We start from the raw sequence: 13,435 nt of genomic DNA, 5'->3' as shown, positions 1-13,435 counted from the left end.
AAGCGTTGTCTGTAGAATCCGTGCACTAACATATTGAGCAGCTTCGGCTGCTCTTTTGCTTTATGAGAGAACACCCATGACCGCCGCCCACACCCGCATCCTCGAACTGCGCGCTGAACTGGATCAGCACAACTACCGTTACCACGTCCTTGACGAGCCGAGCATTCCGGACGCCGAGTACGACCGGCTGTTCCACGAGCTCAAGGCCCTGGAGGCCGAGCACCCGGACCTGGTCACGCGTGATTCACCGACGCAGCGGGTCGGCAGTGCGGCGTTGTCGGCGTTCACCCAGGTCAAGCACGACATTCCGATGCTCAGCCTCGGCAATGCCTTCGATGAAACCACTATGCTCGAATTTGATCGCCGGGTGACCGAAGGGCTCGACCTGCCGGTGGGCGATCTGTTTGGCGGCGGGGCAGCGGTGGAGTACAGCTGCGAACCGAAGCTCGATGGCCTGGCGGTCAGCCTGCTGTATCAGGACGGCGAGCTGGTGCGCGGTGCCACCCGTGGCGACGGCACCACCGGCGAAGACATCAGCGTCAACATACGCACCGTGCGCAATATTCCGTTGAAGCTGCACGGCAGCGGCTGGCCGGCGACCCTGGAAGTGCGGGGTGAAGTGTTCATGTCCAAGGCCGGTTTCGAACGGCTCAATGCCTCGCAACTGGACGTCGGCGGCAAGACCTTCGCCAACCCGCGTAACGCCGCTGCCGGTAGCCTGCGCCAGCTGGACTCGAAGATCACTGCCAGCCGCCCGTTGGAGTTCTGCTGCTACGGTGTGACCACCGACATCAGTGATACCCATATCGGCAACCTGCAACAACTGAAGAAGTGGGGCATGCCGATCAGCCACGAGCTGAAACTGGCCAAGGGTATCCAGGATTGTCTGGATTACTACCGCGACATCGGCGAGCGGCGTAACAGCCTGCCGTATGAAATCGACGGTGTCGTATTCAAGGTCAACAGCATCGCCTCCCAGCGCGAGTTGGGGTTCCGCGCCCGCGAACCGCGCTGGGCCATCGCGCATAAGTTCCCGGCCATGGAAGAACTGACCGAACTGCTCGACGTGGAATTCCAGGTCGGCCGTACCGGTGCCGTCACGCCGGTCGCGCGACTTAAACCGGTCAAGGTCGCGGGTGTGACCGTGTCCAACGCCACGTTGCACAATATGGATGAAGTTGCGCGCCTGGGGCTGATGATCGGCGACACCGTGATCATCCGCCGCGCCGGTGATGTGATTCCGCAGGTCGTGTCGGTCGTCCCCGAGCGCCGCCCGGAAAATGCCCGCGCGGTGCAGATCCCCGAAAGCTGCCCGGTGTGTGGCTCCCATGTGGAGCGCACGCAACTGGTCAAGCGCAGCAAGGGCAAGGAAACCGTCAGCGAAGGCGCGGTGTACCGTTGCGTCGGCCGTCTGGCCTGTGGCGCCCAGCTTAAGCAGGCGATTATCCATTTCGTTTCGCGCCGCGCCATGGACATCGACGGCCTGGGCGACAAGACCATCGAGCAACTGGTGGATGAAAAGCTTATCGGCTCGCCGGCCGACCTCTACACGCTCAAGTACGAGCAGATCATCGACCTGGAAGGCTTTGCCGATATTTCCAGCAAAAAGCTGATCACCGCCATCGAAAACAGCAAGACCCCGACCCTGGCGCGGTTTATCTACGCCTTGGGCATTCCCGACGTAGGCGAGGAAACCGCCAAGGTGCTGGCGCGCTCCCTGGCGTCTCTGGAGCGCGTGCAAAAAGCCTTGCCGGAAGTGCTGACGTACCTGCCGGACGTGGGCCTGGAAGTGGCGCACGAGATTCACAGCTTCTTCGAAGACAGCCACAACCAGGACGTGATCGGCGCGCTGCTGTCGCCGCAGGCATGCGGCCTGCAATTGCAAGATCAGGGCGAACTGAGCGCCGAATTCGCCGCCAGCACCACCTTGGGTGGTTTGCTCGACAAGCTCCACGTGCCCAGCGTCGGCCCTGGCGCTGCGCAGAAGCTGGCGGACAAGTTCGTTACCCTGGAAGGCGTGATCAAGGCCGACTGGCTGGATATGCGTCAGGCACTGCCCGAGAAGCAGGCCAAGGCTGTGCGCGAATTCTTCGATAACGCAGACAACGCCAACCACGCCCTGGCCATCGAGCAGCAGCTCAAGGATTTTGGCATGCATTGGGACAGCGAGAAGAAGGTAGTCGAAGGCTTGCCCGAGGCCGGGCATACCTGGGTGCTCACCGGCTCGCTGGAGCTGATGAGCCGTGACGTGGCCAAGGATAAACTTGAAAGCCTGGGCGCCAAGGTGGCGGGTTCGGTCTCGGCGAAAACCCACTGCGTGGTGGCGGGGCCGGGTGCGGGTTCCAAGCTGGCCAAGGCCAGTGAATTGGGCCTGAAGGTGTTGGATGAAGAAGCTTTCGTCGCCTTCCTCGCCAAACACAACATCCCCGTCTGATTCGGGACCTTTGTGGTGAGCCCGATTGCTGTGGTGATCGGGCTTGTTGTAGTGAGCGGGCTTGCCCCGCGCCGGGCTGCGAAGCAGCCCCCACACAGACGCTGAGGTGTTTCAGATAGACCGAAGTGCCTGGATCTGGGGCAGCTTCACCACCCAGCGCGGGGCAAGCCCGCTCACTACAATAATGTGGAACGATTTCGGCGGCGAAATGATCTAGTCTCAGTCACCCTGGGAGAGATCGCCATGTTCCGCTACTTCGAGCAACTCAGTTCGCGTATTGCTGCGCCCTTCGCGGCCGGCCCGTCTCGCGACAGCAAGGTATGGCAGTGCCGCTGCGGCCAATCCCTGTTCTTTCGCAACAGCCAGTGCCTGGCTTGTCAGGCACTGCTGGGTTATCAACCGCAACAAAGTCGACTCGCGTCCCTGCAGCCCGGCCCCGTGGAAGGCACGTGGCTGCAAGATGACAATCTCGACGCCGGCGCCTTCCGCCGCTGCGCCAACCTCGACACGCCGGCTGCCTGCAACTGGCTGATCCCGGCCCACAGCACCGCGCCGCTGTGCGTGGCGTGCAGCCTCAACCGCACCATCCCCGACCTGTCGATTCCGGAAAACCATGAACGCTGGCGCAAAGTAGAAACCGCCAAGCGCCGCCTGGTCGCGCAATTGATCAGCCTCGGCCTGCAAGTCGTGCCCAAAACCGCCGACGAAGACAACGGCCTGGCTTTCGACTTCGTCGGTATCGACTTGGAAGGCAATGCGCCGATGACGGGTCATGCGAATGGCTTGATCACCCTCGACATCAAGGAAGCCGACGACGCCCACCGTGAAAAAGTCCGCGTACAAATGCGCGAACCCTATCGCACCCTGCTCGGCCATTTTCGCCATGAGGTCGGCCATTACTACTGGGACCGCCTGATCGCCGATACCCACTGGCTTGAAGCCTTTCGCGCCCTGTTCGGCGATGAACGCGCCAGTTACGCCGAGGCGCTCGACCAGCACTACCAGAACGGCCCGCGCCCCGACTGGCAGCAAACCTGCGTCAGTGCCTACGCCACCATGCACCCTTGGGAAGACTGGGCCGAAACCTGGGCCCACTACCTGCACATGATGGACGCCGTCGACACCGCCCTCGGCTTTGGCATGAGCGGTCGCGAGATGGACCTGGATTACCAGCCATTCCCCCTCAGCACGCTCTACGACCCCGAGCACCCTGGCGGCGCGGCGTTCCTATCGTTCGTCAACGCCTGGATCGAACTGGCCGGAATGCTCAACGAACTGTCGCGCAGCATGGGCCAGCCAGATTTCTATCCCTTCGTGCTACCACCGGCGGTGATCGCCAAGCTGCACTTTATTCACTTGGTGATCCAGGAAGAGGGCGGAAGGGCAGATGAGGTCGTGCACGCACAGTGATGAGCCAAGGTGGGAGGGGGCTTGCTCCCTCCCACAGGAGAACACGCCAATCTCCAGAGCTATGACAAGTACTTGAACCCCCTCATTTTTTAATCCGGCCCCAACGGTTGTAACTTCCGATGAGATCGGTACAATGGCCCCGCTTGCCGAGAGGCCAGCGTCGTTATGGTGACCCCATCGGTCCCCCCGCAACGATTACCCGTGAACCTGGTCAGAGCCGGAAGGCAGCAGCCACAGCGGGAACATTGTGTGCCGGGGTGTGGCTGGTGGGGTTGCCTCCAATCATCTAAGTGATTGATTCTTAACGGTTTTTCACCCTTTACCACGCGGTGGTACAAGGAGTGATACATCCGTGTCGACCATCCCGTCCTACCTATTGCTGTCCCGCCACTCGGTCTACTACTTCCGAATCGTGGTGCCGGATGTCATTCGTCCGTTATTCCCCCAAAGAGAAATTCGTCGCTCCCTGCAAACCCGTTGCAAGCGGGAGGCGCTGATTCGTGGGCGTGACATTCTGGCCCAAGTCCAAGGTCTGTTCACGCAAGCGTTCCAGGGGAGTAGACCCTGTGTTGAGCGCCTGCGCGGTGCATGGGAGGCAGGCGGCAAGCGTCTCGCCTGTTGGGCGTCGTGGCTGCGTCAGCAGCAGTTGCTTGGCGTTCCTATGTCTTCGCCTGAAGTCTTGCGGGAAGCGCCCCCAATCGCCCTACAGGCCCCCACAGCACCGCCCTCAGTGATAGCAGATGGGTCTGTGCAGCAATCGCCTGGCTTTCTTGCGGTGGTCGACGAACAACTAGCCCACCAGCGCCGGGAGGGAGTTGCGGTGAAGTCGCTGGATGACAAGCGTGCGGTCGCCGTGCTGCTAACCCGAATCATTGGCGACATGCCTATCGACCAGATAACTCGGAAGGACGCTCATTTGTTCCGGGAGACGGCGCTGAAGCTCCCCCCGCGCCTGCATCAGTTGCCGGACCAACCACTAGAGCAGTCCATCGCGGAGGCGACTACGACCATCAGCGTGACGACCTTCAACAACTACGTGAAGAACCTGACGACCTTCTTTTCGTATGCGGTCAGGGAAGGCTATTGCAGTCGCAATCCGTTCGATGGTCTCCGTGTGCGTATACGGCGCAAGGTCAGCGAGGAGCGAAGCGCTTTCAGTACTGATGACCTGAAGGCGTTGTTTAATGTTGCGACGTATGCACCCGCCCGTGGCCCTAAGCCAAATCAATACTGGCTCCCCCTCCTGGGGCTCTACACGGGGGCCAGGCTTAACGAACTGTGCCAGCTTTACACTGACGACGTGGTGACCATCGACGGTATCGCCTGCATCCACATACGAGCTACAAGGCCGGACCAGAAGCTCAAGACGGCGTCATCCGAGCGACTTGTTCCGGTGCATTCCAAACTTTTAGCATTGGGTTTCCTGGAGTACGTGACGAAGATGAAAGAGGCGGGGAACGAACGTGTTTTCCCGGAGCTGACCTGCCATAAGAAGCACGGATACAGTGCTGCGCCGTCGAAGTGGTTTACTCGGGTGCGTGAACAGTTGGGCTTCCGCGATGACGCTGCCAAGAAGGACTTCCACAGCTTCCGTCACACCTTGGCTGACCATCTGAAACAAAAGGGGGTCGCTGAGTCACTTGTCGGTGGGCTGCTGGGGCATCAGGCTGGAGGCATCACGTTTGGTCGCTATGGTAAGGACTTCAGGCCGGACGTACTGGCACCCGTAATGGAGCTGGTGACCCTTGAGTCTTTCTAGGCGGTGGCTGGACGAAATACTGTCCGGGTGTTCCAGTGTGCTTCAGGAACCCTAAGCGGGTTGGTTCGGGGCAATGCTTTTGTGAGCCCGCTCTATCTCGTCAGCGTCATGTCCGTTGATGTTGTAGGACGCGCCCAAAATGTATCGGTATCATCCGGGCAACTATGAAAGGGACTTCGACATGCTCAAGAGAATCACACTACTCGCTTTACTGGGAGCGACACTAACTGGTTGCGTCACAGCGCCACCGACGAACTTCTCAGTTCCAGGCGTCCAGCGGGCCACTACCCAGCAAGCAGTAGAACTCAAGGCCGTTTCGGTTTCCTATGGCCTACCCAGCGAAGTCAAGGGCGACATTCCAACCTACGGCGAAGGTTTCCCCATCCTGTGGGAGAAGTCGCTGGTAGAAGCGATAGACAAGGCTGGGGTGTTCAGCGACGACGCCCCGGAAAAGGTCAATATCTTCGTCAAGGTGCTGGAGCTAGATCCCCCTGCGGGCGGCATTACTATGGTCACACCGGCACGGGCGCGTTACAGCGTTGTCAGCCGCCGCACAGGGAAGACTTTGTTTGAAAAGGAGGTCTACACCGAGGGCACTGTTCCACCGGGCTACGCCTTCTCCGGTCTGGTGCGCGTAAAGGAGTCGCTCAATCGTTCGGTGCAGGCAAACATTGCCCAGTTTCTTGAGTCGCTATCAGCAGCTAAGCTTTAGCAGTATGGCCCACCTTCCTGTGTAAGTCGGGCCGCACGCAAGCGCAATGGAGGCTGCCATGGGAACAACCGAACATGAGAAACAGGCCGACGCCCACCGTGAAGTAATGGAGCGGCTGTGTCGTGAGTACGGCGAAGCCCTGAAGACCTATGACATGGCGAAGGCGGCGAGGGATTCTGCATTAGCCGCCCAGTTGGAGCTGGTCGTGGCTGAAAAGTCTAACGTTATGCAGGCCTACATGGAGCGCAACCTGAAGGGCACTGACGCTGCCCTGCACTGAAGCCCAAGCGAAAACGACAGGGGGATGGGCACAGAAGCCCCATCCACCCCGTCAGTGTTTACGCTGCCTCGCCCGCCACGGTCAGTTCATGGACGTACTCGCCGTTGGCTCCACGACAGGCCAGCGTGTCCGCTTCCTCGTTGCCCCGGTTGCCGGTGTGCCCCTCGACCCATACGAAAGTCACCTCCCGTTGCTCTATGAGCTGGTCGATTTGCTCCCATAGGTCGCGGTGCGCAACAGACTTCTTGCTACTGTTCTTCCAGCCCTTGGCCTTCCAGTTGGGCAGCCATTCGTTTGCCCCTTTGACCACAAGCTGGGAGTCGGTGTACAGGGTGATAGGCATTGGCTTATTGCAACGCTTCAGTGCCTCCAGAGCTGCCAGCAGTTCGGCTCTATTGTTGGTCTGAGGCTGGCCACGGGGGACCGGAGCGGCAAGCTTCAATGTCTTTCCTTCGGCGTTGGTGATGTAGGCGCCCCAGCCTGCTTTGGCATTCGGTTTACCGTTGTTCGGGCAGGCGCCGTCGACGTAAGCAATGTACGTGGTCATGGATTGATGTCCTTTGATAATGGTGTTTTGGTAGCTACCGAAGAAGTCGGCTGCTAGACGTGAGGAGTTTTACGTTGAGGGGTAAAGCGCACCGGACCAATTCCCGACATAGGTACAGGTGGACCGCTACGGTGAAAGACCAAGTTATCGTTGGGGGAAGTTCAGGGGCGGCCGTGGTAGACGGCAGTAGCGAAGCTGCTGTCGGCTGCCCAGCGAGGACGACCAACAAGTAAGGAAGGCTTAGAGGGTGGTGTTCGTAGTCAATCTCATAGAAAGAAAGACTGAGTTTTTACTTTGGTTGGAAACTAACGACCTTGTCCCCTTAGCTGGTCGGGATTGTTGGTCAGGCTCGATGGACCCAAACAGCAGCTGCGCTACTGCCCGGTTCACGCCTGCCCTCAGTTGTCTGCTTATATAATATCTAGCAGGAAATTGAGGTCCCGTAATACAAGGGCTACAGGCCAGTTCGACCGCCAAATTCGGCGGGGCTAATGCCAAGCCAATCCGAGTACGCAGCGTCACGGCCTTGGAGGTCGCCTCTCCAGGCGTACCAGGGATGAACCGTGATACGTGTTGGCCATTGGCGTCCTTGGGCCTTGCGCTTCACTATGTTCATGCTTTCCAAGTCCTTGAGCGCGCGCTCAACCGACCTTTGTGGTGTGTCCAAAGCCTTTGCCAGATCTTCAATGCGGCCGAACCAGTAGTTTCTTCCAGACAGGTTCTGAGCAAGGTGGCTCAGCGTGCAAACAGCATTTTTTGTGGCGCAGGTACGAAGCAGGTCAAGTGCTTTTTTTGCGCTGAAGTACTTTTTGTTTAGCCAGGCGTCAAATGGAATCAGAGCTTCAATAAGTTCCTCACTGTCCCTTGCTTGTGTCGGGAGCTTGGTGTCGAGACCTACGTAAACTTCGATCCTACTTACGACTCTGTGCCTAGGAAGCTTGCGAGTGGAGTGGAGGATTAGACCGGTATTTGGGTCCACAAAGTACATGTGGTTCCCGACGGTGACAGCGATGGACGGTCTGCCTGCTGTTGGTTTGAATCGAGTGTTAGTGTCTTGGTCGCTGCGTTGCGGAGCAAGGTCAACATTCATGTTAATTGCGTCCATTCAGCGACTCCGCACAACTGAGCCCAGGGTGCGCCAGTAAGGCGCCTCCAGGTCGGACTTGAGGAGCTCGAGCATGTCTGCGTCGCTCCACGTAAGGCCAGTGACCAGAGCCAGCTCCAGGGCTTCAGCAAGCCGTGTGTCGCGCCCTTTACGCCTACTGATAGCAGTGGCAAGACAGGTCAGGCGGGCAAGGTGGTCCGCACGTAGGTGTAGATTGAGGCGCACAAGGCGCACGGGTTGTTTCATGGGATAGAGGTCCAGTGATAGCGAACGCCAAAGCCCCGCCATGGGGTTCCAGGCAGGGTCAATGGTTTGCAGAAGTTGGGTTTGAGGTGCAGCCGGACGGGACGCCGGTGCGGGTTACACAAGGAAGGGCCCTAATTCCCCCTAGATCGTTTAAGGGGGGCGACGGGTGCTTTCTACAAGGACTGGCGTTAATTGCCGCTTTATTGGCTGAAGCCCAGCAGGGCCAAGGGTTACAGAGGAATCGGCGGGGTGTTGTGCGAAGGTCGAGATTCTGCCAATTGTCTGAGCGCATTTGGCCCTTTTCACGCATTTGCTTGAAAGGAAAAGTTGATGCGCGACAGGAGCCTTATCCAGTGATAGCAAATGCAGGTGCCATGCCGGCGTGAGTAATGGATTGCACTAAGGACGATTGCGCCAGAGCTGGGTGCGGTGACGGATGTCACCAGTACAAGGAGGGGCGAAATACCGACCGGAAAGCTGCCAACCTTAACAAACCGAAAAATGGACGGACCGGCAGCTCCTGGTAGCCTGCCTAGCCTTTGACGGTGTTGAGCCCGTGATGAGTGTTGTCCTGGGGGGCTGGCGCCCTCCAGCCGGCGCGCCAGAGATTACGGTTAGCAGTAGCGTCACCGTCGTGCTTGTACTTGTGTTCTGAACCACGGGCCTTCATGTGCGCCGGGAGAACTATAAGGCCCGTTTTGAGATATTCCTCGAGCAGGTGCTTGGACTGGGTTATGACCTTCTTTCTTGGCAGTCCACCGTTCTTTGCTGCTCTGAGCGCAGAACCATTCATTTGAAGAGCCTTATAGATGCAAAGCTTGTGAAGAAGCTTGTAAGCACTTTCACCACCGCTGATTTTAACCCCAGCAGTTTTGAGCTCATCAATTACCAGTTGAAATGGATGCACATCTAAACCTCCAGCTTCGGCCTTCACACTCTAGATTTTTACGTCGGCTGACAACCCGCCTCACGTTCTTGAGCGTTGCGCCATTGGATTTGGCTGGGCGGTTTTCTTCGACATTTGGGCCCCGCCCAGGTTTTGGGAGAGCCATTTTTAGCAGCCTTGAAGGTTCCGAAACAGTCTGTTTAGGAAGTGTGATAACGTTCAGTCTGTGACCTGTAACCCCTGTAGCTACGGGCCTCAGTTATGCGTCGACATCAACGATCCCGGAACCGGGATTGTCTATTCCTACAGGACTGGAGACCGTCTAGGTAGTCAGCGGCGAAGCTAGTCAGCATTACAACATGCTCAAGACCGCTTCCATGACTGATCCGGTGAAACCTGAAGCGTCGTTGCTCGTGATAGGTGACGTCCCTCTGAGCGGAACTTATGAGCGCACTCAAGCGACACTTTGGGAAGTTCTGCAAGCCCGTTTAACAGTGGCTATCGAAACTTTCCAGTGCTCAGCAGTAGCTGCAATGCTTGAGCCTGTCTCCTTCCTCCATGCGGCAATAGCCAGGTCGTCGTGTTTCTTGGGAGCACCCAGCTTTCGGCCGTCAGCCTTGGCTTTCTCAATGCCGGCCATTTGTCGGGCCCGGATGTTCTCCCTCTCCAATTCGGCAACGCCGGCCAGGAGTGTCAGCATTAATTTCCCCGTAGGGCTGGATAGATCGAAGCCTTCCCGCATGGATATAACCGTGATTCCCTTAGACTTCAGTGCTTCGACCGTCTCCAAAACGTCGATTGTGCTCCGCCCCAGTCGGTCAATTGCGGAGACCACAACGATGTCGCCTTTTCTTGCGTAGCTGAACAGCGCTGAGAAGCCTTTCCGATGCAAAGCCTTCGTTGTGCCGCTTGTGGCTTCGTCGGTGAACCAGCCGTCATCCGAGACGTTGTAGCGCTGGTTGATAGAGTGGCGCTGTGCCTCGACGGACTGACCATCGGAGCTGACGCGGGCATAGGCAATGGTGGCGGACATGGACGGCTTTACCTGGCTCAGAACGTTAGTTCATAAATCTACGGCATGGCTCGCATAAAATCAACACATCTGAGCCAACGTGGAGACACCGAATCTTCATCATCGTCAAACGCCTCCCGGCTTAGCTCATAAGGTGTACTTACTGAGCTATGCATTGGCTAGAAAACGGGGGGGGGGCGGACACGAGCATTGATTCATGGCGAGCGGCACGACGACTTACTAGCAGCCCAGATTTTGATGGCGTCTATCTTGGATGTATCCCTGTTACCAAAGCGACTGATCTAGTCACAGGCTATGACGTCGCGTTGCGCCGTCTCCGCCCCTTAGTTCGAAGATGTGAGGAAAGGGGGGGAGGGGGGAAAACTCCGGTGCCTATATTGCTAAAAGGCGGACAGATTTTTCGGTAGAAAATACTCTACATCATGCAGTGAGTAAGGCTGAGTTAACCTAAGTCGCGCGCATGTGTTCTACCTAATCGGTGTGTTTCATATACTTTATCGGAATAAAGCAGTAAGCAGCTCACGATTCTCGGCCATGCTCTTTTTGTCTAGTGATTAGCCCTACAGCAATGGTCAGGTGGTCGCATCTTCAAAGGATGGATGGCATTTTGCCTCTAACGTTGGTAGCGTAATGGGTATGAGCTTAGGCGTTTCGGTCTGCGGGTTTCACGGGGGCGTAAGGCTGGGTTTTCATTTCTTCGCATGCTTTCACAAGGACTTGAATTTTATATGCAAATAACGTTTGATAGAAAAACTGTAAATACATGCTTGCAGCAAAAGTTTGTGCTGCCGACGTATCAGCGCGATTATAAGTGGGAGTCAAAGCATCTTCATGAATTGCTATCCGACATTCAAGAAGCATTTTTGGCTTGTTGGAAGCCAGCGCATGGCAGGAAAGATGTTTTAGGCTACGACTCCTATTTTCTGGGTACGATAATAACGACGCAGGTAGGTCAGGGCGGAAAGGCTATTGTAGACGGCCAGCAACGCGTGACGACTCTGACATTGCTCTTTGCTTACATTCATAGACTAAGGAAAAAGCATCCTGCGCTCAATATATCTCCCGTGGAGCAAGCCATAAGGCGTCAAGTGGCTGGGCAAAGTGAATATAATCTTGATATGGATCCTTCTCGGCACGCATTATTTGATGCGCTAATTGATGGCCCCGACGACGAGGCTGATCTAATTTCAGTTGTTGAAAGTATTCCTAATAAAGATTCGGGGACAATCAGGATTTGGGAACTTTATCAGCAAATCGAAGGTGCGTTGGCCGCTGATGTTACGTCTGAAAATCTAGTGCCGCATCTTTTTGACTTCATCACTGAGTGTGTGTGCATGTTCGAGATTGGCGTGCCTCGTGAGCAGGATGGTCACAAGGTTTTTGTTACAATGAACGATAGGGGGTTGAAGCTAGGACCCATAGATTTGTTGAAAGGGTTTTTGCTTTCCAGTATCTCGACCGATAGCGAGAATAAAACTGCGCATGCGTCCTGGAATGAATGTATAAATAAGTTAAAGTCTTTGGGGAGTGACGAGGACTCTAATTTTTTCAAGACTTGGATAAGGTCAAAATACGCTAATACAAGTCGAGGAAAGAAGCGGGGTGATGCGCCTGGAGACTTCGAGGTGGTTGGCGACAGTTACCACCGCTGGGTTATGGACAACAAAGATTCAGTAGGGTTGAAGACAAGTGACGACTTCTCTAACCTGTTGACAGGCGCGTTGCCTTACTATGTTGATTTGTATTGCAAAATCAAAAAAAGCGAGCAGAGCTTTCAAGCTAATTTTCCTCATGCTTTTTTTAATGGTGCTCGAGACCTTACGTTGCAGTCGATGGTTATTCTTAGTGCGGTTAAGGCTACAGATACAACATCAGAAGCCACAAAAAAGATTAAGTCGATTTCTTATTATCTAGATCATTTGGCGACGGCTCGTGCGATAAATGGTAAGGAAAATACTTATGATAATATTAGAGATATTATCTTTGATCTCACGAAGGAGTTGAGGGATTTAGATCTTGCCAGTCTAAAGGCTAAGTTGTTAGGTCGGATTGATGCGGATCGAGACAAGATTGAGAATATCAAGAATTGCTCTTATACGAATATGAAGCGTCAAGATTTGCTGCATATTTTAGGGAGGATGTCAGATCACCTTGAGGTCTCTCTCGATATGACGAACCGAGTAGGCTTTGCAGACTATGCAAGCCGGACTAGAGATTCTAGAACGTTTGATATTGAACACTTGATTTCTCATGATTTCGCAGCAACGAACACTGATGTTCTTAATTCGGGTGGCGTTGCGTATTCTAATAACAATGATTTTGTAGCGAGTAGAAATAATATTGCTGGGTTGATTTTACTTCCTAGAAGTAGGAACCGTTCTATGAGGGATATGGCTTACAGCGCGAAACTTCAACGGTATGCAGGGGAGAACGTATTGGCGCAGACCTTAACTGAAAGCTTCTTTCTAAATCAGCCTAACTGGACTAAGTTTTCTGCTGAGTCAGGTATAATTTACAATGCGATGATGCATGCTGATGCAGCCTCATTGGCCGCACGAAACGAGTTTTATGAGGCCTTGGCGAAAAGAATTTGGTCGAGAGAAAATCTGGAAGTTATTTTTTCATAAAGAGTAGAGGGATATTCCTTCGAGTGTTTGAGCTCCATGTGTTGACTGCTCAGAGAAAATCTCGACTCAGGCTGATGCCTCCCGTGCATTCTTAATCTGTACTGCACGGGTGGTACAAAAGGGGGGCAAGCTGGTGGTACAAATACCTTGCCAGACCTGCCCGTCTCCGCCGTACAATGCCGCCAAATTCACATCCGCCAGCGTGACGTGAAGAACCGAATTTGAGAGAGCTTTCGTCTTTGATTTGAATGGCCCCGCTTGCCGAGAGGCCAGCGTCGTTATGGTGACCCCATCGGTCCCCCCGCAACGATTACCCGTGAACCTGGTCAGAGCCGGAAGGCAGCAGCCACAGCGGGAACATTGTGTGCCGGGGTGTGGCTGGTGGGGTTGCCTCCA

10 protein-coding genes and 2 other RNA genes are annotated in these 13,435 nt (G+C 55.5%); 8 read left to right on the top strand and 4 right to left on the bottom strand.

Annotated elements, in window-relative coordinates; translation table 11 throughout:
- The first annotated feature begins 76 nt into the window (after nt 1-76).
- The 6 genes from ligA (at nt 77) to QCBJ_RS28255 (ending at nt 6,595) form a co-directional block, all read left to right on the top strand.
- Nucleotides 77-2,434 (top strand): NAD-dependent DNA ligase LigA, encoded by a 2,358-nt coding sequence (gene ligA, locus QCBJ_RS28280; RefSeq protein ID WP_093545595.1) that lies wholly within the window; start codon nt 77-79, stop codon nt 2,432-2,434.
- A gap of 243 nt (nt 2,435-2,677) precedes the next feature.
- Entirely contained in the window at nt 2,678-3,844 is a 1,167-nt protein-coding gene (locus tag QCBJ_RS28275) for a putative zinc-binding metallopeptidase (protein WP_093545598.1), read from the top strand.
- Between the two features lie 175 nt (nt 3,845-4,019).
- An RNA gene (gene ffs / locus QCBJ_RS28270) (signal recognition particle sRNA small type) lies at nt 4,020-4,116 on the top strand.
- 80 nt (nt 4,117-4,196) lie between these two features.
- Nucleotides 4,197-5,603: a site-specific integrase gene (locus tag QCBJ_RS28265; RefSeq protein ID WP_102062047.1), complete on the top strand. Its 1,407-nt coding sequence runs from the start codon at nt 4,197-4,199 to the stop codon at nt 5,601-5,603.
- 181 nt (nt 5,604-5,784) lie between these two features.
- A complete protein-coding gene (locus tag QCBJ_RS28260) occupies nt 5,785-6,315 on the top strand; it encodes a UDP-N-acetylglucosamine acyltransferase (protein WP_102062080.1) in 531 nt (176 codons plus the stop codon).
- 58 nt (nt 6,316-6,373) lie between these two features.
- Nucleotides 6,374-6,595 carry a hypothetical protein gene (locus QCBJ_RS28255; protein WP_102062046.1) on the top strand — a complete coding sequence of 74 codons (222 nt, stop codon included), beginning with the start codon at nt 6,374-6,376 and terminating at the stop codon, nt 6,593-6,595.
- Nucleotides 6,596-6,653: 58 nt separating this feature from the next.
- Here QCBJ_RS28255 and QCBJ_RS28250 read toward each other — a convergent pair whose 3' ends face one another.
- The 4 genes from QCBJ_RS28250 to QCBJ_RS28230 all read right to left on the bottom strand — a co-directional run bounded on the left by QCBJ_RS28250 (nt 6,654) and on the right by QCBJ_RS28230 (nt 10,412).
- Nucleotides 6,654-7,142 (bottom strand): ribonuclease H family protein, encoded by a 489-nt coding sequence (locus tag QCBJ_RS28250; RefSeq protein ID WP_102062045.1) that lies wholly within the window; start codon nt 7,140-7,142, stop codon nt 6,654-6,656.
- A gap of 454 nt (nt 7,143-7,596) precedes the next feature.
- Nucleotides 7,597-8,247: a hypothetical protein gene (locus QCBJ_RS28245; RefSeq protein ID WP_256243904.1), complete on the bottom strand. Its 651-nt coding sequence runs from the start codon at nt 8,245-8,247 to the stop codon at nt 7,597-7,599.
- Nucleotides 8,248-9,025: 778 nt separating this feature from the next.
- Nucleotides 9,026-9,427, bottom strand: a complete 402-nt coding sequence (locus tag QCBJ_RS28235) for a hypothetical protein (RefSeq protein ID WP_145994255.1) — start codon at nt 9,425-9,427, stop codon at nt 9,026-9,028.
- Between the two features lie 406 nt (nt 9,428-9,833).
- Nucleotides 9,834-10,412, bottom strand: a complete 579-nt coding sequence (locus tag QCBJ_RS28230; RefSeq protein WP_102062043.1) for a recombinase family protein — start codon at nt 10,410-10,412, stop codon at nt 9,834-9,836.
- 728 nt (nt 10,413-11,140) lie between these two features.
- On the opposite strand from QCBJ_RS28230, the gene QCBJ_RS28225 reads away from it, so the two are divergent.
- Entirely contained in the window at nt 11,141-13,039 is a 1,899-nt protein-coding gene (locus QCBJ_RS28225; protein WP_218273962.1) for a DUF262 domain-containing protein, read from the top strand.
- Between the two features lie 290 nt (nt 13,040-13,329).
- Nucleotides 13,330-13,426, top strand: an RNA gene (gene ffs / locus QCBJ_RS28220) — signal recognition particle sRNA small type.
- Nucleotides 13,427-13,435 lie beyond the last annotated feature (9 nt).

Origin of the sequence: Pseudomonas sp. QC2 (genome assembly GCF_002859085.1) — a bacterium.
In the GTDB taxonomy this organism is placed as follows: Bacteria; Pseudomonadota; Gammaproteobacteria; order Pseudomonadales; family Pseudomonadaceae; genus Aquipseudomonas; species Aquipseudomonas petroselini.
The sequence above is the reverse complement of the archived record's forward strand: the minus strand, read 5'-3'. Positions and strand labels throughout refer to the sequence as shown.